The sequence below is a fragment of the Paenibacillus allorhizoplanae genome (assembly GCF_927798215.1).
Lineage (GTDB): Bacteria > Bacillota > Bacilli > Paenibacillales > NBRC-103111 > Paenibacillus_E > Paenibacillus_E allorhizoplanae.
In genome coordinates, this window is the sequence record NZ_CAKMMW010000005.1 from 159,910 (window position 1) to 184,460 (window position 24,551).

Below are 24,551 nucleotides of genomic sequence, written 5' to 3' on the forward strand. Positions count from 1 at the left end.
GGCTTCTTACAATGGCTACTGTACTTAAGGTGTTCGACAAATGGAAAGAGTTTTTGGCTGAACGCGTGAGTCAGGCTGGACATGCAGGGATGAGTGATGAAACCATCTCCAAGCTGGCTTTTCAAATTGGGGAGTTTTTGGCAGACAAGGTGGATCCTCAAAATGAGCAAGAACGAGTTCTCAAAGAGTTGTGGGATGCTGGGGATGAACAGGAAAAGCATACTCTTGCTCGCCTCATGGTAAAATTAGTAGACAAAGGTTAATAACCGTTTTACAATTCAATAGGGTATGATGTGAAAGCCTCCTCTTTCGGAGGCTTTTGCATGCTTTATAAGCTGGAAAGGAATTATCAATGTATGCATAAGACGCGATTATTACTTATTTTAACTTTATTAATTTCACTACTTGCTGGGTGCGGGAATCGTGGAATTCCAGTTATTAAGCAAGAACTACTCGATCAGAAAATGTCTGTTTTAATGCTCTCAAGTAGCGGGTTATCGGCATCGGCAAAAGACGTGCTAGGTCAAACGCTAAAGAATTGGCGAGACGGAAATTCGATTGCTTATGAGTGGGTTAAAGATTTAAATGCGCTGGATGATAATGTGGATTCGAAACTAAAATCGAAAACATATGATTACATATACGTTGTTGGAAATGAGCTATTCCCTTCAGCCAATGAGAAGATGGCATTAGGTCTTACTACAAGTAAATGGACTTTTTTACAAAGTCAGCCATTTGCAGAGGGCAGCGCAATTACCGTGAATGAGCAGGCATCTTTGCTCCAATTGGACTTGCAACAGATAGAAACCATGAAGAATAAGGCGATTCAAGATCTTCTGTTTCAAAATGTGGTTATCGAATGGGTGACGCAAAGCGAGCGTCCAATTCCATCCGCATGGGCACCTTCCGAGGAAGCCGATCACATTGTTTTGCTAAACAACAACAACCAATGGTTTCAGCAGTTGACTTTTCAAGTACATCAACATCACGCAGCATGGGTTATTTTTTACAGCCCGGTGAGTGAAGATCAGTTGCAGAAAGCAAAATCTTTGGGGGTATCAGTTATGGACTTTGCCGGGGCATTAACAGCCGATCTCAATTGGACACAAATTTTTGATAACCGACTCGCCATGATGAAAACTCATGCTTGGCAAAAAGGAATCCAAAACTACAATCCGCAAGAGCTAAAGGAACTAAAAATGAAATAATATCAGGGTAATTTGGTTTTTAAGAAGGATTTTGGCGGAATTTGTAGAAATTAATTAAATGGCCATGAACAGTCTGGTTCATTAACAGATATGAGTGACAGAGATGATGATGAGGTGGAAGAATTGGACGTTAAAGAATGGTATATGGAATACAAAATTCACAAGAACCGTCCTGGTTTATTAGGTGATATAGCTTCATTAATGGGGATGCTGGATATTAACATCGTGACGATTAATGGGGTTGAAGATCGTACACGTGGAATGCTTTTACAAACAAATGATGAAGAAAAAATTGATTTAATGGGTAAAATGTTGAGAAAAGTAGATAATATTACTATTACTGCTTTGCGACCACCTAAATTAGTGGATATTTTGGCTGTTCGCCACGGTAGGTATATAGAGCGCGACTCCGACGATCGCAAAACATTTCGCTTTACGCGAGACGAGCTAGGCTTGTTAGTTGATTTCCTAGGTGAAATATTCAAACGTGAAGGCAATCAAGTTGTTGGACTTCGTGGCATGCCGCGAGTTGGTAAAACGGAATCTATTATTGCTGGCAGTGTTTGTGCGAACAAACGGTGGACATTTGTTTCTTCCACCTTATTAAGGCAAACCGTTCGCAGTCAGCTTTCTGAGGATGAGATGGCCCCAAATAATGTCTATATCATTGATGGTATTGTTTCTACAATTCGTTCCAATGAGAAGCACTACAGTCTTTTGCAAGATATTATGGGTCTCCCTTCAACAAAGGTTATCGAGCATCCAGACATTTTTATTCGCGAATCGGAATACACCTATAATCACTTCGATTATATCATTGAGCTCCGGAACAGCCCGGATGAAGAAATTAACTACGATTCGTTTACGTATACGTCCGAACCTTTTTAGTGTTTCAAACGTCAATAACAGGATGAATAATTCCTTCGGGGAGGTGACCATATGTCTGACTTAGGCTACATTTTGCGCAAAACTCGACTGGAAAAAAAGATTTCACTGGATGATCTCCAGGAAGTTACTAAGATCCGCAAGCGCTATCTAGAAGCCATTGAAGAAGGAAACTACAAGGTGCTGCCAGGAAGTTTCTATGTGAGGGCTTTTATTAAAAGTTATGCGGAAGCATTAGGGCTTGATCCGAACGAAGTTCTGAATATGTATCAATCAACGCTTCCTGCCCCAACGATTGAGAAGCCTGTTGTGGAAGCGATTCGCAAGAATAGATCAAGTGTTCGCAATACAGAAAAGATGAGCCGCTGGGCTTCGAGCCTGATGTTTGTCTGTTTTATTTTGCTCATATTCGGGATCGTATACTATTATACATATAAGAATTATAAGGGAACGCCAGCGGATGAGAAGCCAACGCAAACGCAATCGCCGCGTATTACAGACTCGACGAACCCTTCTCCGAGCACGTCTGTTAATGCTACGGGGGATGGTAAAGCAACGGGGCTTTCAACGCCAACCCCAACACCAGCTCCGACCCCTACACCGCCTGCAGTACAGGTTAAATTTAGCGCTACTGAAAAGGGTGTAGATAATTACATCATTACAGGTACTGCAAATTTGAATATTCAATTCAAAATTACTGGTTCTTGCTGGATCGCTGTTAATGCACTTACCCCTGAGGGTGAGAAGGGAGCATTGCTAAGACAGAAACTGTATAATACCGGTGAAACGGATACATTTGATTTAGCAAGTTCAGCTTTTTTGAATGTTGGAGCAGCTAGTGCATTGCAGCTCATGGTCAATGGCACTCTCGTACCTGTTGGCGATACGCCGAATCCGAAGCGGGTTCAACTGAATTTGCAGAAAAGCTAGCAATTTGCCAGTTCCTGCGCTTTCCCGGGTAATGAAAATAGTTTTATGGGAAATATTCGAAGCCATTGGCGGTAGGATATTTCCTTTTTTGCATGTTCTTGCTATAATGCTAATGTAATTTGATGGAAGGGATGTTGGGATGTAGATGAGTTCAGAGAGTTCGTTTGATATTGTATCCAAAGTGGATATGCAAGAACTAAATAATGCGATTCAACAAGCGGAGAAAGAGATGTTGACCCGTTTTGATTTTAAAGGAAGTAAAAGTAGCATTAAATTAGATAAAGATCAGCTTGTTGTCACTTCGGATGATGAGTTTAAGCTTCAGAACGTCCTTGATATTATGCATGCCAAAATGACCAAACGTGGAATCTCGATTAAAAATCTCGAATATTCCAAGGTAGAACCAGCCGCTGGTTCCACAGTTAGACAGAAAATCAGCATGAAACAAGGTGTCGATCAAGACAATTCCAAGAAAATTAATATACTGATTCGTGATTCAAAATTGAAAGTGAAAACTCAAATTCAAGGGGATCAAATCCGTGTAACCGGGAAGAGCCGTGACGATTTACAGGCTGTTATCGCTTTGCTTCGGAAAGCAGATATTCCATTGGATTTGCAGTTTGTTAATATGAAATAATCAGGAATTTATGGTTGCTTGAAGGAAAACCCCCTGGATGCAGGGGGTTTTTACATTTTGACACCCCTATTGGCTTGTATTATACTGGTAGGGAGTGTTTTTTAGGACTATTGGAGGTTGTTTCTTTCATGACAGAAAAGGTTAAAGTAGTTACTCTCGGATGCGAGAAGAATTTAGTTGATTCCGAGATTATGTCAGGTTTAATTCATGGCCGTGGTTTCCAACTTGTAGACAACAAGGAAGATGCTACAGTCATTATCGTGAACACTTGCGGGTTCATTGATGCAGCTAAAGAAGAATCCGTAAATACAATTTTGGATATGGCAGAACTGAAGCAAACAGCGAATCTCAAGGCGCTAATCGTTTCAGGCTGTTTAACACAACGATACAAAAAGCAGTTAATGGAAGAGATGCCTGAGATCGATGGCATTGTAGGTACGGGTGATTTTGATAAAATTAATCACATTGTGGACGAAGCGCTTAGAGGGAAGAAACCGGTTCTAGTAGGGAATCCGGTATTTAACTATGACGCTGACCTGCCTAGACTGATGACGACTCCTCGTTACACCGCCTATGTGAAAATTGCAGAAGGTTGCGATAACGCTTGTACATTCTGTTCCATTCCAATTATGCGCGGTGCTTTTAAGAGCAGAAGCATGGAATCAATCGTTGCAGAAGTTGCTAACCTTGCGGCTCAAGGCGTTAAAGAAATTAGCTTAATTGCTCAAGATTCCACAAACTATGGAACAGATATCTATGATAGCTTCATGCTTCCTACCTTGCTGAATAAAGTAAGTGAAGTTGAAGGAATCGAATGGGTACGTCTGCACTATGCATACCCGGGCTTCTTCAGTGATGAACTGATTGAAGTGATGGCAACGAATCCTAAAGTATGCAAGTACATTGATATGCCTTTACAGCATAGTGAAGATTCTATCCTTAAGCGTATGCGTAGACCAGGCCGCCAAAAGGATACACGTGAACTCGTTCGTAAAATTCGCGAATCTATTCCTGATGTTGCCTTGCGTACGTCGCTTATTGTTGGTTTCCCAGGTGAGACTGAACAAGATTTTGAGAACTTGAAACAATTCGTGCGGGATGTTCAGTTCGATCGTCTTGGTGTGTTTGCCTACTCCAAAGAAGATGATACGCCAGCAGCAAGACTGCCGGATCAAGTGCCTGATGATGTAAAAGAATACCGGGCTAACGCTATTATGGAAATCCAACGTGAAATTTCGAATATTCGCGGTGGTCGACGTATTGGGCAAGAAATCGACGTGCTTATTGAAAGATACGATGGCAGAAGCGACGTTTATATTGGGCGCTCACAGTTCGATGCACCTGAAATTGATGGTGAAGTATTCGTTTCGAATGCGAAATTGAACATTGGAGAACTTGCGAAAGTTCGTGTTACCCACTCCTATGAGTTTGACTTATCCGGGGAGGTAATTGCATGAACTTAGCTAACCGCATCACCGTAGCGAGAATTTTATTAGTACCCATCATCATGTTCTTTTTGTTGATTAAGGTAAAATTTCCTCAAATACGGATAGAGGAGTTTAGCATAACGTATAATCAAATTATTGCTGCTTTAATTTTTATTATTGCTGCGAGTACAGATAGCTTAGATGGTTACATTGCTAGGAAACGTAATCTTGTTACGAATCTGGGCAAGCTATTGGATCCATTGGCAGACAAGCTGCTTGTTACCGCTGTACTTGTTTCACTAGTAGAAATGGATAAAGTTGATGCTTGGATCGTTATTGTCATTATTAGCAGAGAATGGGCTGTGACTGGACTTCGCCAAATTGCCCTCTTAGAGGGTACGGTCATGGCGGCCAGCAAATGGGGTAAAGCGAAGACCGCGGCTCAAATTACAGCCATCATTGCACTGCTGATTAATAATTTTCCATTTACGTTTCTAGATTTTCCCTTTGATGTTATAGCTAGTTGGGCTGCAGCAATTATTACCGTTTATTCAGGTGTGGAATATTTCGTTAAAAATAAACACGTCATAGACTTTTCGGAAAAGTCATAGTTCCATTAAACTTACCTCTAAACGCGGTCGATCAATAACGAGCGATTGCGTTAGAGGTTTTCTCAATTTAAGGAGGTTTCGTACATGAAAGCAGAAATCATTGCGATAGGAACAGAATTGTTGCTTGGTCAAATCGTGAATACCAATGCGCAGTTTATTTCTAGAGAATGTGCAGCACTAGGGATTGATATATACTTTCAAACGGTTGTTGGGGATAATGAACAGCGCTTGTTAGATAGTCTTCGTTTAGCTGCATCCCGAGCTGATGTCGTGATTTGTACAGGAGGATTAGGGCCAACACAGGATGATCTGACTAAGGATGTATTAGCTACACTGACGGGACGTAATCTGGTGCTTCACGAGCCTTCTATGGAGGCCATTTCTGAGATGTTTGCTTCTAGAGGGATTCATATGGTAGAAAGCAATCGTCGTCAAGCCCTTATGCTTGAAGGAAGCGATCCCTTACATAACGAGACTGGTTTGGCTGTGGGAAATGCTCTCACATTCGAAGGGACACATTTCGTGCTTTTACCGGGACCTCCTAAAGAAATGAAACCGATGTTTACCAAATATGCGATGCCGTGGCTTCAATTACGAATGACAAGTGAAGTTCCGCTATATTCGAAAATGTTGAAGTTTGCAGGCATAGGTGAGTCCAATTTGGAGCATCTGTTGTTAGATTTGATTCAGTCACAGACCGACCCGACTATTGCCCCTTACGCCAAAGAAGGTGAAGTAACAATACGATTGACAACGCGTGCCCATGCGGAAGCAGAAGGCGAGTTGAAGCTGCAAGCTACGGAAGCTGAAATTAAGAAGCGGCTTGGTGAGTATCTTTATGCGGATCAGGACGTCCCTATTGAAACGATTGTCTTGCAATTGCTGGTGGCCAGCAAGAAGACCCTATCAGTCGCTGAGAGCTGCACAGGAGGTTTACTTAGTGATTTAATAACGACAGTGCCAGGTAGCTCAGAATCTTTCTTAGGTGGTATTATCGTTTACTCAAACAAGTTAAAAAATAAGCTGCTGGGTGTGCCAATGAATATTTTGGAGGGGGAAGGTGCTCCTGGTGCTGTTAGCAGCGAAACAGCTGTCATTTTAGCCGAACAGTTGCTAGTTAGGACTGGTAGTGACTTTGGCATCTCCGTAACCGGTGTGGCGGGTCCAAGCCCGTCTGAAGGGAAGCCTGTAGGGCTTGTCTATGTGGGATTAGCACAAAAGAATGAGAAGACGGAAGTATTTACTCTCCAACTATCAGGTAACAGGGAGTCAATTAAATTAAGGGCTGCTAAGCGTGCACTCTATCAATTGTGGAAACAGTTGAAAGAAAACTAGAAATCCTCTATAATCAGAGTTAGTTAACGGAAGAACCGTAGCAAAGCGATAACTTTGTTACGGTTTTTTGTTTGTTCGCAAAAAAAACGAATGTATGTTCGAAAAAATGCTTGGCAAACATGCCAAAACAAGTTATCATATACCTATAATGATAGAAGGAAGTGGTCGTTTTGTCAGATCGTCGTGCCGCGCTAGATAATGCATTACGTCAAATTGAGAAACAGTTCGGAAAAGGCTCCATTATGAAACTTGGAGAATCTACACATATGCAAGTTGAAACGATTTCTTCGGGCGCACTTGCTCTGGATATCGCACTTGGAATAGGTGGATTCCCACGCGGAAGAATTATTGAAGTTTACGGACCAGAGTCATCAGGTAAAACAACTGTAGCTTTACATGCGATTGCTGAAGTTCAAAGAGTGGGTGGACAAGCTGCCTTTATTGATGCGGAGCATGCTTTAGATCCTTCCTATGCAAGCAAGCTTGGTATTAATATAGATGAGCTATTGCTTTCCCAACCAGATACAGGTGAGCAAGCACTTGAGATCGCGGAAGCACTTGTTCGTAGTGGTGCGGTAGATATTATTGTTATCGACTCCGTTGCAGCACTAGTACCGAAAGCAGAAATTGAAGGCGATATGGGAGATTCTCACGTAGGTCTTCAAGCGCGATTGATGTCACAAGCGCTTCGTAAGCTGTCTGGTGCAATCAATAAATCTAAAGTTATCGCTATCTTTATCAACCAATTGCGTGAAAAGGTTGGCGTTATGTTCGGAAATCCAGAGACAACTCCGGGTGGACGTGCACTGAAGTTCTACTCTTCCGTTCGATTGGATGTTCGTCGTATTGAAACGATCAAGCAAGGCAATGACATGGTTGGTAACCGTACGAGAATTAAGGTCGTTAAGAATAAAGTAGCACCTCCATTTAAACAAGCTGAAGTCGATATTATGTACGGTGAAGGTATCTCACGCGAAGGTAGCATTATTGATATCGGAACTGAGCTGGATATCGTGAATAAAAGCGGTGCGTGGTATTCGTATGAAGGTGAGCGTCTTGGCCAAGGACGTGAGAATGCGAAGCAATTCTTGAAAGATAATAAAGCGATCTCAGAAACGATTGAGCTAAGAATTAGAGAGAATAGTAACTTGATTAAAGTTGTTGGTCCAAACATGGATGAAGAAGACGAGTTGGAAACAGCTTTTGAATAGGTTTGAGAAATAGGATGGATGAAGCACCTTAACCTTGTGTTGGGGTGTTTTTTTCTTCATTTGGGGGATTATTGAGATGAATCACGAAGAAGAAGAATTACAAGTAATAACCAAAGTGGAAAAACAAAAACAAGGAAGGCATCGCTATAACATTTATCTTAATGAGGAATACGCTTTTTCTGTGCATGAAGATATTCTGATCAAGCACCGTTTGAACAAAGGAGAATCCCTTTATCAGCAAGCGATTGAAGCTATCATTTTAGATGAAGAGCGAAATATGGCCTATGTAAAGGCGCTCCATATGGTAGGAAGACGTCCGCATTCGCTCTCAGAGGTGAAGCGTAAATTGAAAGAAAAAGGTTTTGAAGCACTTATTATTGATTGGGCGAGTGACAAACTTATTGAAAATAAATACATCAATGATGAAGAATTCGCTAAAATGTGGACGGACAACCGGGTGATTTCTCAACGCAAGGGACGTAATCTGATTCGACAAGAACTTCAACAAAAAGGGATTCATCAAGATGTGGTTAAAAGTACCATGGAGTCAATTAATCCAGAGGATGAGTACGTCGGGGCACTGAAAATAGCGAGAACGAAATGGAAGCAAACCTCAGGAAAACTAATGGATAGAAAGCGTAAAACTGCGGCGTTTCTAATGCGAAGAGGTTACACGGGGGCTATTGTTACCAAGGTATTGGGGCTCATAAGCAATGAAACGGATGAGGAAGAATTGGAATTTATGGAGGATGGATTCGAAGATAATTAACTACATTAATTAATTGCAATAAACTTAATGGCATTAACTATTTACATTTGAGTTTTGGGTCTAAATAATCAACTCTTGGACATTCGCTTGACAAGCTTCTTCGACAAAAGATAAAATAACAGTGTATATTTTCATAATGTATTCAAAATCATACTAATTTCATTGATTTTGAGAAGACAGATGTAAAAACCGCCAATTTTTACACTGTTGATTATGGATTATTAGCACTATAGTGCCCTAACGCACTGTGCGCATTCATTTAAAAGCCATACTCTTACATTTTAAGGGTATGTATGACTAGTCAAACAATTGAATCGGATTAAAAAACCGAAGGTACCCCAGGCTAACACCTTGGAGAAACCAACGAGGAGGTGAACAAGATGATGACTGCCATCTGGATCGCGATCATTCTCGTTGTTGGAGCTGCATGCTTAGGGATTGGTTATTTTATCCGTAAATCTCTTGCAGAAGCGAAAATTTCCAGTGCTGAAACAGCCGCTGAGCAGATAAAAGAATCTGCCAAAAAGGAAGCAGAAGCACTGAAAAAAGAAACGGTTCTGGAAGCAAAGGACGAAGTCCACAAACTACGGTCCGAAGCTGAAAAAGACATTCGTGAACGTCGGAATGAAATTCAACGACAAGAAAGACGACTGTTGCAAAAAGAGGAATCGCTGGATAAAAAATTAGAGTCTCTCGAGCGTAAAGAAGAGCTAGTTGCCAACAAAGAGAAGCGAATCGAGGATACACAAACACAAATTGATCAGCTCTATAAAAGCCAAGTTTCTGAATTGGAACGAATTTCTGGTCTTACAATGGAAGAAGCTAAGAGCATCATTCTTACTAATGTAGAGCAAGAAGTTCGCCATGAAACTGCTCAGCTAATCAAAGAGATTGAACAACAAGCCAAAGAAGAAGGCGATAAGAAAGCACGTGAGATCATCACACTTGCTATTCAGCGTTGTGCGGCAGATCACGTAGCGGAAACCACGGTATCCGTTGTCTCGTTGCCTAATGAAGAAATGAAGGGTCGCATTATCGGTCGTGAAGGTAGAAATATCCGAGCTTTGGAAACTTTGACCGGAATTGACCTTATTATTGATGATACGCCTGAAGCAGTAATCTTATCTGGTTTTGACCCAATCCGTCGTGAAATTGCTCGCACATCACTTGAGAAACTTGTCGCGGATGGACGTATTCATCCCGCACGTATCGAAGAGATGGTTGAGAAGTCTCGCAAAGAAGTGGACGAACGTATCCGCGAATATGGGGAGCAAGCGACGTTTGAAGTTGGGGTACATGGTTTGCATCCTGACTTGATCAAAATTTTGGGGCGCCTAAAGTTCAGAACAAGTTACGGACAAAACGTGTTGAAACATTCCATGGAAGTAGCGTATCTGGCTGGTTTAATGGCCGGAGAGCTCGGGGTAGACGTAACTTTGGCGAAACGTGCCGGGCTGCTTCATGACATTGGTAAAGCGCTAGACCATGAAGTGGAAGGGTCTCACGTCGAAATCGGTGTTGAGATAGGCAAGAAATACAAAGAGCATCCAATTGTAATTAATAGTATTGCCTCACATCACGGTGATGTGGAAGCAACTTCAGTAATTGCCATGTTAGTCGGTGCTGCGGACGCATTGTCAGCGGCGAGACCAGGTGCTCGAAGAGAAACGCTAGAAACGTATATTAAACGTCTTGAGAAGCTGGAAGAGATTTCAGAGTCATTTGAAGGTGTTGAGAAATCTTACGCCATTCAAGCGGGTCGTGAAGTACGTGTTATGGTGCAGCCAGAGAAAGTGGATGACACTGAAGCGTTCCGTTTAGCCCGTGATATTACGAAGAAAATCGAGGGTGAACTCGATTATCCAGGACATATTAAGGTTACGGTCATTCGTGAAACTAGAGCAGTTGAATACGCTAAATAAGAATCAAATGCGAAAAGTGGCTATTATAGCCACTTTTCCTTATTTTCAAGGCCGAATGGAATTGGGTCATATAAAGGAGCTCGTTTTACGTTATGAAAATTGTATTTATTGGTGACATCGTTGGTTCTGTAGGAAGAAAAGCATTGAAAAATATCATGCCAAGACTTAAACAATTGCATCCACATGCAGTCTTCATTGCCAACGGAGAGAATGCGGCCGCGGGTAAAGGAATTACGCAAGCAATTGCCAAAGAAATATATGAAATGGGTATTCAAGCCATTACGATGGGAAACCACACGTGGGATCAGAAAGAAATCTTCGATTTTATTGATCGTGACGATAAAATGGTACGTCCTGCGAACTTCCCGCCAGGTACACCTGGTAAAGGTCATTCAGTCATCAAAGTAAAGGACCAAGAACTTCTTATTATTAATCTACAAGGACGAACATTCTTGCCCCCAATTGATTGTCCATTCCGTAAAGTGGATGAAATATTGGAAGCCGATAGGAAAAAGCACAAATTTGTTTTTGTCGATTTCCACGCGGAAGCGACTTCGGAGAAAATTGCAATGGGTTGGCATTTGGACGGTAAGGTGTCTGCGGTCGTAGGAACCCATACACACGTTCAAACAAATGATAATCGAGTATTGCCTCAAGGTACCGCATATGTGACGGATGTAGGGATGGTAGGGCCTCGTGATGGCATTCTAGGGGTAGAACGTAATGCTGTGCTTCAGAAGTTTAAGACGCAGCTTCCCGTTCGTTTCATTACAGATGAAGGTAAATGGCATTTCCATGCCGTTGTTATTGAATTAAACGATCAAACAGGTTTATCTAAAGGGATTAACTTGATTAGGTATGATGAAGATCAAGTATTTATGGATTAGTAGTAAAAATATTAGTGGTAACCGTATAAATGGGATGAGGTAGCATGTTTCGTGTTCCTCGTGAATATGATGGGTATTGGAAGCTATCCATCATTTCCGAGGAGGTACTATTCATGGATGTGTTAAAAGTTTCAGCAAAATCCAATCCAAACTCCGTAGCAGGTGCATTGGCAGGCGTATTGCGTGAGCGTGGAGCCGCTGAGCTTCAAGCGATAGGTGCAGGCGCATTGAACCAAGCCATCAAAGCAGTAGCTATCGCAAGAGGGTTTGTGGCGCCTAGTGGAGTCGACTTAATATGTGTACCAGCCTTCACGGATATCGTTATTGATGGGGAGGACCGGACAGCTATTAAATTGATTGTCGAGCCTCGGTAGACGGTAAGGCAACTGCATAAGTGTTGACTTTCATGACTGACAGCCAGTTAAATCGAAATGTTATCACAGTACCTATGAAACCTCTGTATAGAGGTTTTTGTGCTGTTTGGGCATAAAGTGCGATGTCAGGAGGCTGGTTATAATGAAAATTGTAGATGGACATTGTGACGCATTAACAAAGCTATATCAGAACGGTAAACTGGAATTTAACCAAGATGTATTAGAATTGGATGTAAGCATTCCAAAGCTGCAGCAGGCAGGCGTTAAAGTACAATGTTTTGCGATCTATCTTCCGGAATCCATCCCTAACCCTAGCTTTGAGCATGTTTTGCAAATGGTAGATATTTTTCATCGAAAGATTATTAGCCATCCGCAAATGAAATTTATTCGTACTGTTTCGGATTGGTTAGACATGGAGCAAAAACAGGAGATTGGTGCTATTTTGACATTAGAAGGTATGGATGCGCTTGCTGGTAATCTAACCAACTTGCGAATTCTCGATTACTTAGGTGTTCGTTGTGCAGGACTCACGTGGAATTACGCAAATTGGGCGGCGGATGGCGTTATGGAACAGAGAAAAGGCGGTTTTACAAAAAAAGGGAAGCTCATGTTAAAAGAAATAGAAACTATGGGTATAATAGTCGATGTGTCCCATCTTTCCGTTGCGGGCTTCTGGGAGCTTGTGGAGGTTTACCAAAAACCGTTTATCGCCTCGCACTCAAACGCTTATCAGTTATGTCCTCATCCAAGAAATTTATCAGACGACCAAATTAAAGCTATCATACAATGTAAAGGTATAATGGGGATTACCTTTGTTCCTTACTTTCTGGAGAACTTAAAAGTGCAAGTAGAGATTTCAGCGATTCTGAAACATATTGATCATATCTGTGCGTTAGGCGGAGAGTCCCATATAGGTTTTGGTTCGGATTTTGATGGGATTGAACAATGGGTAAAAGATTTAAGACATGTTGGTCATTACGGAAATATTATAGAAGCTTTGTGTAAAAACTATACGGAGTCGCAAGTGGAGGCGTTTTTGTACGGGAACTGGCGAAATTTCATGTTGCGGAACCTTCCGCAATGAATAAGTGGAAATCAATCTAATATTGATATGGATACAATCTAAAAACTCTATCTGTTAGAAACGGTGAAACCTCTTGCAATTTACTCTGTAAAGGCATAGAATTTGGATGACAAGTGAAAGAAATTTTTTATTGCACCATCTTAAATTACTAAACAATCAGCTTATCAAATTTTCTTCACGCAGCTACAATCAAAAGGAGTGGACGTACGGTGATTAGTCAGTTATCTTGGAAAATCGGAGGTCAGCAGGGTGAAGGGGTCGAAAGTACAGACCGCATTTTCTCTACTGCATTGAACCGTCTCGGTTACTATTTGTATGGGTACCGTCATTTCTCTTCACGGATTAAGGGGGGACATACAAATAACAAGATTCGCATCAGCACCAAACCGATTCGCGCAATTTCAGACGATTTGGATATTCTTGTTGCTTTCGACCAAGAAAGTATCGATTTCAACGCACACGAACTTCGTGACAATGGGGTAATCGTTGCGGACGCTAAATTTAACCCTGTTTTACCTGAAGGAATTAAAGCTAGATTGTTCCCAGTACCGATTACTGCAATTGCAGAGGAATTAGGAACTTCCCTATTTAAGAACATGGCCGCGTCAGGCGCTTCATGGGCTCTACTTGGCTTGCCGATTGACGTGTTTAATAAAGCTGTTGAAGAAGAATTTGGCCGTAAAGGTGCGGCTGTCGTTGAGAAGAATATTGAAGCTGTTCGTAAAGGTGCAGAATCTGTACTTGAACTAGCTGGCGGACCTATCGCTGACTTCCAACTTGAGCCTGCTGATGGACAACAAAAATTGTTCATGATCGGTAATGATGCAATCGCTCTTGGAGCTGTTGCTGCAGGTTGCCGCTTCATGCCGGCTTATCCAATTACGCCAGCATCCGAAGTTATGGAGTATTTGCAAAAAGTACTTCCTAAATTGGGTGGGACTGTTATTCAAACGGAAGATGAAATTGCAGCATGTACAATGGCTATCGGCGCAAACTACGCAGGTGCTCGTGCACTTACAGCTTCTGCAGGTCCTGGTTTGTCCCTAATGATGGAAGCAATTGGTCTTGCAGGTATGACAGAGACTCCAGTAGTAATCGTTGATACGCAACGTGGTGGTCCAAGTACAGGACTTCCTACTAAACAAGAGCAATCTGATTTAAACGCAATGGTTTACGGAACGCATGGTGAAATTCCAAAAATCGTTCTTTCTCCAAGTACGATTGAAGAGTGCTTCTACGATACAATTGAAGCTTTCAACCTTGCTGAGCAGTATCAAGTGCCTGTTATTCTTATGACGGATCTTCAACTTTCCTTAGGTAAACAATCCGCAGAAATGCTTGATTACAACCGCATCGTTATTGACCGCGGCGCACTAGTAACTGAAGCACCTGAACAAGAGCCTAATCAGTTGTTCAAACGTTATGAGTTCACGGAGAAAGGTGTTTCTCCTCGTGTTATCCCTGGCGTGAAGCATGGTATTCACCATGTTACAGGAGTAGAGCATGACCAAACAGGTCGTCCTTCCGAAAGCACAGAAAATCGTCAACGTATGATGGATAAGCGTCTTGAGAAGTTGAAACATATTCAAGTGACAGATGCTATCAAATTTGATGCTCCTCACGAGAATCCAGACCTTCTTATTATCGGAATGGGTTCCACAGGCGGAACAATTGATGAAGCAAGAAGTCGTGTTGAATTGGAAGGTATCAAAACTAACCACGCAACCGTACGTTTGATTCATCCGTTCCCAGCTGACCAACTTCGCCCGCTTGTTGAAAAAGCGAAACAAGTTATCGTTGTTGAAAACAACGCTACAGGTCAATTAGCTGATCAAATTAAATTGCATGTTGGCCATGCAGATAAAATCAAAAACGTACTTAAATACAACGGTAACCCGTTCTTGCCAGCAGAAATCGAACAAAAATGTAAGGAGTTGACTTTAGCATGGCAACATTAAAAGACTTTCGTAACAATGTAAAGCCTAACTGGTGTCCTGGATGCGGAGATTTCTCCGTACAAGCGGCTATTCAGCGTGCTTCAGCTAACGTTGGTTTGGAGCCGGAAAACTTAGCAATCGTTTCAGGTATCGGATGTTCCGGACGTATTTCGGGTTACATCAATGCATACGGATTCCACGGTATTCACGGAAGATCCCTGCCTATCGCACAAGGTGTGAAAATGGCTAACCGTGATTTGACAGTTATTGCTTCTGGTGGAGACGGAGACGGCTTTGCGATTGGTATGGGGCACACTGTTCATGCTATTCGTCGTAACATTGATGTTACTTACATCGTAATGGACAACCAAATCTACGGTTTGACGAAAGGTCAAGCATCACCACGTAGTGCGGAAGGTTTCAAAACGAAAAGTGTACCATCCGGTACAATTGAGTCCGCAATTTCACCACTTGAAATTGCAATGGCTGCAGGTGCTTCTTTCGTAGCACAATCATTCTCCAGTAACTTGAAACAGTTAACAGCTGTTATTGAAGCTGGTTTGAATCACAAAGGTTTCTCCTTGATCAACGTATTCAGCCCTTGTGTTACTTTCAATAAAGTAAACACATATGACTGGTTCAAAGAGAATATCGTTGATTTGGATGAGATCCCAGACTATGATTACACAAACCGTGTGATGGCGATGACCAAAATCATGGAAACAAACTCCATGTTGACAGGTATCATCTACCAAAACAAAGATAAAAAGAGCTATGAAGATTCCATTCCAAGCTTTGCTAAAGAAGGTCTAGCTAAACAAGATCTTAAGCTTTCCGAAGCTGACTTCAGCAAATTGCTTACAGAGTTTAAATAACAATTTCCTAAGAAGGCATACGGTGATATTCCGTATGCCTTTTTTGCTGAGCGGTAATACTGACAATTATGATCTAAAGAGAGGATGAGTACCTACCATGCCCATGATTCCAATTGGTGTTTCAGCAAGACATATACATCTTTCACAAACCGATTTAGTTGCACTTTTCGGAGAGGGATATGAGTTGTCGAGTTTCAAGGATTTATCGCAGCCAGGCCAATTCGCGGCACAAGAAACGGTTGCTATAATAGGGCCTAAAGGACAATTCGACAAGGTCCGAATTCTCGGTCCGATTCGACCACAAACGCAAATCGAGGTATCACGTACAGATGCTTTCACACTTGGCATCCATCCGCCAGTACGCGAATCAGGACATATTGAAGGAACACCTGGAGTGCGTGTCATAGGCCCTAAAGGAGAAGTTACATTGGAGCAGGGAGTCATTGTAGCAGCAAGACATATTCACTTCCATGCTTCTGATGCTACTCAATGGGGAATTCAAGATAAACAACTTCTACGCGTTCATTTGCGGGGAGAAAGGCCATTAATATTTGAAGATGTGATTGCCCGAGTGTCGGACCAATTCGCGTTGGATATGCATATCGATACAGACGAAGGAAATGCAGCAGGTGTGAAAACAGGTGACAAAGCGGAGCTCTTATTATAAGTTTGATTAATAGCATTAATTATTAATGAGGTTGATATACGCAAAAGGCATCCTTTCTAAGACGTGTAAAGGATGCTTTTTGCGCTTTTTTTGCATGAAAATTACGTTGAGATGTAAGTTTTGCATTTTTCGAGTATTTTCGACGTAAACGTATAGAGGCACTAAGTAAATCATGGTAAAATGGTTTTCAATAGATTTATAATACATATATTTGCTTAGCCTTATCGATCTGATTCAATGGCTCCTGTAGATATCATTATCATTGCCTTAAGTTAGGAGACATCAATTTGGAAACTATCTCAAGTACGTATTACATCCCTTTTGTCATTTTTTCAATTCTCATTGCGATCATTGCATCATTTGCTGCATTGGACCTGGGAATTCGAATTCATAAGGCCAAAAGTTCAGCGAGGCAAGCCTGGTTGGCAGGCGGTGCTTTTGCAATGGGAATGGGTATTTGGTCGATGCATTTCGTCGCGATGCTTGCTTTTCATTTATCTATATCTGTCACATACCAATTATCTACCGTGATTTATTCAATCGTTCCAGCGTTGCTTGCATCATGGTTAGCCTTATATATCATCAGTAGACCCGTGATGCGCAAACCACATGTGTTTATTGGAGCTACTTTTATTGCGACAGGAGTCGTATCCATGCACTACATCGGCATGGAAGCAATGGTAATGGGGGCAACGATTGAATATAATCCCTTTCTATGGGCTCTTTCTGCTATCATTGCATATGTTGTTTCATTAGTAGCACTTCTGCTGTTATTCTCGGTAAAACAAAAGGCGAGCTCACCACGTATTATGTTGCGAAAGTTAGTTAGTTCGTTGGTCATGGGCATAGCCATTAGTGGTATGCATTATACAGGAATGGCAGCAGCAACTTTCAAACATGATCATTCACAAATTGCTTCAGACCTTACGTTCGATACGAAATTGCTGGCTTATTTAATAGGTTTTGGCATTTTATTCATACTTGGACTAGCGTTCATCAGTACATTCATCGATAGACGATTTGAATCACAGATGGTGATGTCGGAGAAAAGATTCCGTTCCGTTGTAGAATCAGCCCATGATGCGATTATTTTGGCTGATCATAATCGGACAATTATCTCTTGGAATAAGGGTGCACAGCTCATTTTTGGCTATGAAGAACAAGAGCTTATTGGAGAAAGGTTACATCGTATTTTCCCAGAACGGTTCTTTGCATCGCATAAAGAGCGATTGGAGAGTTTCCTTGCGACTGCCACTGGTGAAGTGGATGAGCTTGGATTGACTTACGAATTAATAGGGTTACGAAAAGATCAAACCGAGTTTCCAATTGAACTTTCACTTGCAGTGTGGAAAGAAGAAGGCAATACATACTTTAGCTGCATAATTCGAGATATCTCTGAAAGAAAAAGAACAGAAGAAAAGATTAATCAGATGGTGTATCGTGATCCTTTAACGGGACTGCCGAATCGGCTTTTATTAAATGATCGTCTCGATCTAGCTTTAGACCAAGCATATGAAAATCAACAAAGCATGGGGATCATGTTTATTGATTTGGATCGATTTAAATTTATTAATGACACGCTTGGCCATGCAATGGGAGATAAATTATTGATTGAGGTTGCGAAGCGATTCGAAGCTTGCATCGGTAAAGGAGATACGGTTTCTCGGCAAGGTGGCGATGAATTTATTATTCTTTGGGCACATACGACTGCTGATGAGATGATCAAAAATGCGAATAAAATTGTTCGTATTTTCTCACAATCCTTTACCATCCTTGAACACGAGTTATTCGTTACACCTTCCATTGGTATTAGTCTCTATCCATCTGATGGAGGGGATATTGAGACATTAATTAAAAATGCAGATACCGCGATGTACCGTGTGAAAGAACAAGGTAAAAATAATTTTCAATTTTATACACCAGAGATGAATGAAGCGGTCACCAAAAAAATGCAAATGGAAATTGGGCTGCGCAAAGCCTTAGAGCGAAATGAATTTAAAGTTTTTTATCAACCGCAGATTGATGTGAATACGGGGAAGATTACTGGTGCAGAGGCATTGATTCGTTGGCTGCACCCGGATTGGGGGCCGATATCACCAGCGGATTTTATACCACTAGCAGAAGAAACCGGATTAATCATTCCAATTGGCGAATGGGTGCTAAATGAGGCTTGCCGCCAAAATAAAGAATGGCAGATGCTAGGCTATGCACCATTTCGTATAGCTGTAAATATATCTTCCAGGCAATTTAAACAAAGTAATCTAATCGATATGGTAAGTAAAGCATTAGATGAGTCCGGACTAGATCACCAGTATCTAGAACTGGAGCTAACGGAAAGTATTATCCAAGATTCCAAGTACGCCATTGAGACTATGCATAAATTAAAGGCTATGGGTATCTTTTTATCGATTGATGATTTTGGAACGGGATATTCATCTTTGAATTATTTAAAGTTGTTCCCGATTGACAGTTTGAAGATTGACCAATCGTTTACTCGAAATATGTTTGAGGATGCGAAAGATGCTGCACTCGTACATACGATCATTTCAATGGCACATAATTTGGATCTGAAGGTAATCGCAGAAGGGGTAGAAACCAAGGAACAGCTTCAATTTTTACTACTAAAAGAATGCAATGAAGCGCAAGGGTACTTATTTAGCCGCCCATTACCTGCGCAGGAGATGACTGGTATCATTAAGCAGCAATATACATTTGGTTAAATGTGATTTAAGTGCCTTCTCTTTGGAGAAGGTTTTTCTCATGAATCTGAAACGGAAGCCAATATGGATATACAGGTATCTTTTGTGCTATAATTTGATATTGGGTTAATACAAGTTAGAGCTATATTTATAGATAAAGGGAAGTGAATTCACCATGTCAAAGGAGAACCAAAATACATCGGACTTAAAATCCGACAAGGTTAAGGACTACTCCAAATACTTTGACTTCTCGGATGCGAAAGTGTTAAGCCAAGAAGAGGGCAAAACGACGTATCGAATTAAAGGTAGAAACATCCAAATTAATTCTGCGCCGAACTACAAGGATGAGAAGCAACGTGGTAAAGAGGACATTCAGGTTCACTATGATTTTGCGATTCCAGAAGATATGCAGGAGTTTGGTAAGGACAAATATTATTTAATCACGACCTATGGATGTCAGATGAATGAACATGATACCGAAGTCATGAGAGGTCTTTTCGAGCAGATGGGTTATACAGCTACGGATGACAAGCAGATCGCAGATGTGATTCTCTTAAATACGTGTGCGATTCGTGAGAATGCTGAAGACAAAGTGTTCGGTGAACTTGGTCATTTAAAGACGTTGAAAGCGCAGAAGCCAGGACTTATTCTTGGTGTATGTGGTTGTATGTCGCAAGAGGAGTCCGTGGTTCATCGCATTATGCAGAAACATGCCTTTGTCGATATGATTTTCGGAACACATAATATTCATCGCTTGCCTAGCCTTCTGAAAGATGCCTTTTTCAACAAAGAAATGGTTGTGGAGGTGTGGTCAAAGGAAGGCGATATCGTAGAAAATCTCCCCAAAAAACGGGAAGGTATCCGTGCTTGGGTTAATATTATGTACGGCTGTGATAAGTTCTGTACCTACTGTATTGTTCCTTTTACACGTGGTAAGGAACGAAGCCGTAGACCGCAGGACGTCCTGGCAGAAGTCAGAGATTTGGCTCGTCAAGGCTTTCAGGAAATTACGCTACTTGGACAGAATGTCAATGCTTATGGCAAAGACTTTGAAGATATAACGTACACTTTCGCTGATCTGATGGACGATATTCGTAAGATTGATGTTCCACGTATTCGTTTTACAACCTCACATCCACGAGATTTCGACGATCGTTTGATTGAGGTATTAGGGAAGCGTGGCAATCTCGTCGAGCACATCCATTTACCCGTGCAAGCTGGTAACACAGATGTCTTAAAACGAATGAGCCGGAAGTACTCGAGGGATCATTATCTGCAACTTGCGGGTAAAATCAAGGCTACCATGCCTGATGTCGTATTAACGACAGACATTATCGTTGGTTTTCCCGGTGAGACCGATGAGCAATTCGAGGATACGATGACGCTATACGAGGAAGTAGGCTTCGATTTTGCATTTACGTTCATCTATTCACCGAGAGTAGGTACGCCTGCGGCTGAGATGGAAGATAATGTTCCGATGGAAGTGAAGAAACAGCGGTTATATAGGCTGAATGAGCTTGTGAATAAGTTGAGTAAAGACAGCAATGAACGTTTGCTAGATCAAACTGTCGAAGTCTTAGTCGAAGGCGAGAGCAAGAACAATACAGATGTGCTCGCTGGCCGCACTCGGACGAATAAACTAATCCACTTCACAGGAAACCCATCCTTGATCGGTCAAATGGTTCATGTCAAAGTTACTCATGCACAAACTTGGATTTTGAAGGGCGAAATTGTACATAAGCCTCTTCAGATGTCTGTATAAAATTACGAACAGAATAAATAGGAGCGTGTTAAGAAATGTCCCAATGTGATCATGCACATGATGATAACCAGCCTCATGCATTTCAAGTAGAGGAATTTACGAATACAGAAATGATCGTCCGCGAAGATATTCTGGCGAAAGCGAAGGAACTAGCTGCGTTGCTTACAACTTCCAATGAAGTTCAGTTCTATCAAAAAGCTGAAAAGCAAATTGCAACGAATCCTGATATTCAAGGTTTGATTAGTGCGATTAAGAAGAAGCAAAAAGAGATTGTTGCTTTTGAAACGTTCCAAAATAAGAAAATGGTGGAAAAAATCGAGAATGAAATCGAAGTTCTGCAAGATGAATTAGATGGTATTCCTATCGTTAATGAGTTCAAGCAAACACAAGAAGATATCAACTATTTGCTTCAACTTGTTATGTCCGTCGTTAGAGACACGATTTCGGATAAAATTAATGTTGAAGCAGGCGCGGCAGAAGCACCGACTTCATGCGATTAATTTTGACATGTAAATGAGAAAGGAATCGCCCTCAACGAGCAGTTCAATGGCCCTAGTTGAGCGGCGATTTACTATTTCTTATCAATGACTACTAGGCTTACGTGAAGGAGAGTTGTCATGCTGACAGTTCGAAATTTGAGTAAAGTATTCCCTCCAGACAATCAAGTCCTATCGCAAATTAGCTTTCAAGTAGATGCAGGAGAGTTTATTGCGGTAATCGGCAGCAGTGGTAGTGGGAAAACAACGCTGCTTCGTTGTATAAGTCATCAAGAGAAGTGGACTAGCGGTCAGCTCATATATAACTCGATTGATATAACGAAGCCAGGTCCGTGGGATCGATTCAAATTGGGTAAGGATTTCGCTTACCTGGAGGAGAAGCCTTTTCTAAATCGGAATAAAAGCGCTGTCAAAAATGTGTTGATGGGCAGGGTATATCAGGCTCCACTTCGGATGGTTACAGGCTTATCGTCGAGAAATGAGAAAATCGATAGCATGGACTTCTTGGAGAAAGTTGGTCTGCTGGATAAAGGAGAAAAGAAAGTTGGTCAGCTTAGCGGTGGAGAGCAGCAACGTGTCGCCATTGCGAAAGCCTTGATTCTTGGGCCTAAAGTTCTAGTAGCCGATGAACCTGTATCTGGTCTTGATCCTAAATCAACGGAATACATCCTACAGGATTTGAAATCGTTATGCAAAGAACGGCACATGAGCGTGATCGCGACGCTTCATAAGGTCGAACTCGCCGAGCGGTTTGCCACACGTATTTGGGGAGTATCGGAAGGTCGGATCGTTTTGGACATCCCAGCTAGACCACTCACGTTGAATGAAAAAATGCTTGTTTTTGGTCAAATATGATTAAGGTCTTATTCGTTTGTTTGGGCAATATTTGCCGATCACCTATGGCGGAAGCGGTGTTTCGTCACCAAGTGAAGCAAGCTGGCCTTGAGGATGCCATTTCAATTGATTCAGCAGGTACTGGGGATTGGCATATCGGTCATCCTCCCCATCAGGGAACACGTGATATTCTCGACCAATATCAGATTGCTTATGAGGGCTTAAAAGCTAGGCAGGTCCGCCCAGATGATTTCTATCAATTTACGTATATTATCGCCATGGATGACAGTAATGTCGTGAACTTAGCTGCATTTGCTCCAGAATATACGGGGAATGAGAAGCGCGCCTCCATTCATAAATTATTGGACTTCGCAAGTAATCAAACAATTACTGAAGTGCCTGATCCCTACTATACGGGGAATTTTCAAGAAGTATACGAAATGGTTGAGGAAAGTTGTAGTCGGTTGCTTGCACATATCGCGGCTCAACATGGACTGATTAAGTAAGTGCCATACAACACTATAAAAAGCAAGCTAGATAAGAGTGAGTCTCTTGTCTAGCTTGCTTTTTGGTTTTGTTCAGTATTGTTGAAAAATAATAGAACAATGTGTTCCGCAATTGAGGCTGCTAGTGAATGAAATTTTGCCATTCATTTTCTTGATTAGACTCATGACTACGACAAGCCCAAGTCCAGTGCCGTGTTGTTTGGTCGTGTAGAAAGGCTTGCCCAAGGAGTTCAACTGCTTGCTGGACATACCAACACCTGTGTCTGTGATCGAGATCTGAACGGCACTAGGATGTTTGCAAGTACGTAACGACAGCTTTCCGCCATTTGGCATGGATTCTATGGCATTCTTAATAAGATTAAGTAAACATTGGCGAAGCTTTTGAGACTCTCCAAGAATATAAAGAGGTGTTTCACATTCATGTAAAATATCAATTGTAATTTGAAAATCAAGCGCATAGGGAGTAATAAATCGTATGGTATGTTCCAGTTCTTCTTTAATATCAAGCTGTTCTTTCATGTCAACGGAGGGCTTCGCATAGTTAAGGAAATCTGTCAATAAAGTGATGGCTTGGTCTACTCCTGATAAAGCATGGTCAACATATCGCCTACGATCCAGAGGAGTAATATCCGATCGTGCCAATAATTGCAGAAATCCACGCGTTGATGTTAGAGGATTTCTGATTTCATGTGAAACTGTAGCCGATAACTCGGCAAGCATGCGATTTTTTTCAAGATGAGTGATATGCCTTCTCTGTATTTCATATTTGTTAATATAAAAAAGTAATGAAATCATAATCCATAGTGAGATAAAAGCAAGCGCTAAAACAAAGCCAGTGTATAAGGAAAATGGAGCTAAGACATAAGGAGCAAGTGGTGCATATAGTAGTTCATATATGATGAGGATTCCGGTTGCATACATGAGTTTCACTACCAAATCGGTGTTTGCTACGCGATTTCGGACTAAAATTCCAAGCATCAGTAAGAATGTACTGCTTAGTAGCGCTGGCTCCCAATAATAGTTTAAGACGAACATACAACCGATATTGAATATGATCCATGTCATAATTGAAGGCGCAATGCCAACGCCTAATGTCACAAAAAGCAAGCAGACAGGAACTAATTGTAAGGAGTAGATTAAGGGGTCAATATCCGCAAAGTTCCAATAAAGAAGGATGAAGCTTCCTAGAATTAAAGAGAATAAGAGATTCAAATGCTTTTCTTTATGTATGAAAAGAGGAGCGAGAATAAGGTGGAGCAGAGCAGCGCTCATGATGTAGAAAAGGTTTTGTAATTCATTGGTAATAATGAAATGAAGCAATCCTATGCATCCTTTCCATATTTCGACAATCTGGGAATTATTTTTACATTATCTCATAAATGCGGTTTGAATCAAGAGAAATGCTCTATTTGGAATGCTAAAGATTTCATAAAGACTTATAGTCAATGCTGTATAAACCGCTGTATAATAAAAGAAAACATAGTTTGCAAACGT

Annotated in this window: 23 protein-coding genes; 22 read left to right on the top strand and 1 reads right to left on the bottom strand. The window is 41.4% G+C overall.

All coding sequences use genetic code 11. The features are described 5' to 3' along the window. Nucleotides 1–11 precede the first annotated feature (11 nt). The 22 genes from L6I86_RS11510 (at nt 12) to L6I86_RS11615 (ending at nt 23,057) form a co-directional block, all read left to right on the top strand. Nucleotides 12–263, top strand: a complete 252-nt coding sequence (locus L6I86_RS11510; RefSeq protein ID WP_028558337.1) for a DUF3243 domain-containing protein — start codon at nt 12–14, stop codon at nt 261–263. A gap of 60 nt (nt 264–323) precedes the next feature. Beyond that, entirely contained in the window at nt 324–1,208 is an 885-nt protein-coding gene (locus tag L6I86_RS11515; protein ID WP_236287196.1) for a hypothetical protein, read from the top strand. A gap of 90 nt (nt 1,209–1,298) precedes the next feature. Further along, the gene (locus tag L6I86_RS11520) at nt 1,299–2,096 is read left to right on the top strand and encodes a DUF3388 domain-containing protein (protein ID WP_420851876.1); all 798 of its coding nucleotides are present in this window, start codon (nt 1,299–1,301) and stop codon (nt 2,094–2,096) included. Between the two features lie 51 nt (nt 2,097–2,147). Next, entirely contained in the window at nt 2,148–3,023 is an 876-nt protein-coding gene (locus L6I86_RS11525) for a helix-turn-helix domain-containing protein (protein WP_236287198.1), read from the top strand. A gap of 145 nt (nt 3,024–3,168) precedes the next feature. Further along, a complete protein-coding gene (locus L6I86_RS11530; RefSeq protein ID WP_056625112.1) occupies nt 3,169–3,660 on the top strand; it encodes a YajQ family cyclic di-GMP-binding protein in 492 nt (163 codons plus the stop codon). Nucleotides 3,661–3,788: 128 nt separating this feature from the next. After that, nucleotides 3,789–5,117 (top strand): 30S ribosomal protein S12 methylthiotransferase RimO, encoded by a 1,329-nt coding sequence (rimO, locus tag L6I86_RS11535; RefSeq protein ID WP_056625115.1) that lies wholly within the window; start codon nt 3,789–3,791, stop codon nt 5,115–5,117. Beyond that, nucleotides 5,114–5,698: a CDP-diacylglycerol--glycerol-3-phosphate 3-phosphatidyltransferase gene (gene pgsA, locus L6I86_RS11540; protein ID WP_056625118.1), complete on the top strand. Its 585-nt coding sequence runs from the start codon at nt 5,114–5,116 to the stop codon at nt 5,696–5,698. The genes rimO and pgsA overlap by 4 nt, the downstream gene beginning before the upstream one ends. Before the next feature lie 84 nt (nt 5,699–5,782). Then, a complete protein-coding gene (locus tag L6I86_RS11545; RefSeq protein WP_236287200.1) occupies nt 5,783–7,033 on the top strand; it encodes a competence/damage-inducible protein A in 1,251 nt (416 codons plus the stop codon). Nucleotides 7,034–7,203: 170 nt separating this feature from the next. Continuing rightward, entirely contained in the window at nt 7,204–8,244 is a 1,041-nt protein-coding gene (gene recA, locus L6I86_RS11550) for a recombinase RecA (RefSeq protein ID WP_236287202.1), read from the top strand. 76 nt (nt 8,245–8,320) lie between these two features. After that, entirely contained in the window at nt 8,321–9,013 is a 693-nt protein-coding gene (locus tag L6I86_RS11555) for a regulatory protein RecX (protein ID WP_236287204.1), read from the top strand. Between the two features lie 380 nt (nt 9,014–9,393). After that, nucleotides 9,394–10,935: a ribonuclease Y gene (gene rny / locus L6I86_RS11560; RefSeq protein WP_056625130.1), complete on the top strand. Its 1,542-nt coding sequence runs from the start codon at nt 9,394–9,396 to the stop codon at nt 10,933–10,935. Nucleotides 10,936–11,027: 92 nt separating this feature from the next. Next, nucleotides 11,028–11,822 carry a TIGR00282 family metallophosphoesterase gene (locus tag L6I86_RS11565; protein ID WP_236287206.1) on the top strand — a complete coding sequence of 265 codons (795 nt, stop codon included), beginning with the start codon at nt 11,028–11,030 and terminating at the stop codon, nt 11,820–11,822. Between the two features lie 113 nt (nt 11,823–11,935). Then, nucleotides 11,936–12,196, top strand: coding sequence for a stage V sporulation protein S (locus L6I86_RS11570; protein WP_028558349.1), 261 nt, complete (start codon nt 11,936–11,938; stop codon nt 12,194–12,196). 142 nt (nt 12,197–12,338) lie between these two features. After that, the gene (locus tag L6I86_RS11575) at nt 12,339–13,280 is read left to right on the top strand and encodes a dipeptidase (RefSeq protein WP_236287208.1); all 942 of its coding nucleotides are present in this window, start codon (nt 12,339–12,341) and stop codon (nt 13,278–13,280) included. A 209-nt stretch (nt 13,281–13,489) separates the two neighbouring features. Then, nucleotides 13,490–15,238: a 2-oxoacid:acceptor oxidoreductase subunit alpha gene (locus tag L6I86_RS11580; protein WP_056625139.1), complete on the top strand. Its 1,749-nt coding sequence runs from the start codon at nt 13,490–13,492 to the stop codon at nt 15,236–15,238. Next, complete coding sequence (locus L6I86_RS11585; protein ID WP_056625142.1) at nt 15,226–16,092, top strand: 2-oxoacid:ferredoxin oxidoreductase subunit beta; 867 nt, start codon at nt 15,226–15,228, stop codon at nt 16,090–16,092. The genes L6I86_RS11580 and L6I86_RS11585 overlap by 13 nt, the downstream gene beginning before the upstream one ends. A gap of 97 nt (nt 16,093–16,189) precedes the next feature. Next, nucleotides 16,190–16,759, top strand: coding sequence for a phosphate propanoyltransferase (pduL, locus tag L6I86_RS11590; RefSeq protein WP_236287210.1), 570 nt, complete (start codon nt 16,190–16,192; stop codon nt 16,757–16,759). A 287-nt stretch (nt 16,760–17,046) separates the two neighbouring features. After that, on the top strand, nt 17,047–19,479 hold the full coding sequence (locus L6I86_RS11595; RefSeq protein WP_236287211.1) for a bifunctional diguanylate cyclase/phosphodiesterase: 2,433 nt from the start codon (nt 17,047–17,049) through the stop codon (nt 19,477–19,479). A gap of 154 nt (nt 19,480–19,633) precedes the next feature. After that, the gene (gene miaB / locus L6I86_RS11600; RefSeq protein WP_236287213.1) at nt 19,634–21,220 is read left to right on the top strand and encodes a tRNA (N6-isopentenyl adenosine(37)-C2)-methylthiotransferase MiaB; all 1,587 of its coding nucleotides are present in this window, start codon (nt 19,634–19,636) and stop codon (nt 21,218–21,220) included. 35 nt (nt 21,221–21,255) lie between these two features. Continuing rightward, on the top strand, nt 21,256–21,720 hold the full coding sequence (locus L6I86_RS11605; RefSeq protein ID WP_056625149.1) for a YlbF/YmcA family competence regulator: 465 nt from the start codon (nt 21,256–21,258) through the stop codon (nt 21,718–21,720). Between the two features lie 117 nt (nt 21,721–21,837). After that, nucleotides 21,838–22,572, top strand: coding sequence for a phosphonate ABC transporter ATP-binding protein (locus L6I86_RS11610; RefSeq protein WP_236287215.1), 735 nt, complete (start codon nt 21,838–21,840; stop codon nt 22,570–22,572). After that, nucleotides 22,569–23,057, top strand: a complete 489-nt coding sequence (locus L6I86_RS11615; RefSeq protein ID WP_236287217.1) for a low molecular weight protein-tyrosine-phosphatase — start codon at nt 22,569–22,571, stop codon at nt 23,055–23,057. The genes L6I86_RS11610 and L6I86_RS11615 overlap by 4 nt, the downstream gene beginning before the upstream one ends. 72 nt (nt 23,058–23,129) lie before the next feature. On the opposite strand, the gene L6I86_RS11620 is transcribed toward L6I86_RS11615, so the two are convergent. Further along, entirely contained in the window at nt 23,130–24,377 is a 1,248-nt protein-coding gene (locus tag L6I86_RS11620) for a sensor histidine kinase (RefSeq protein ID WP_236287219.1), read from the bottom strand. Nucleotides 24,378–24,551 lie beyond the last annotated feature (174 nt).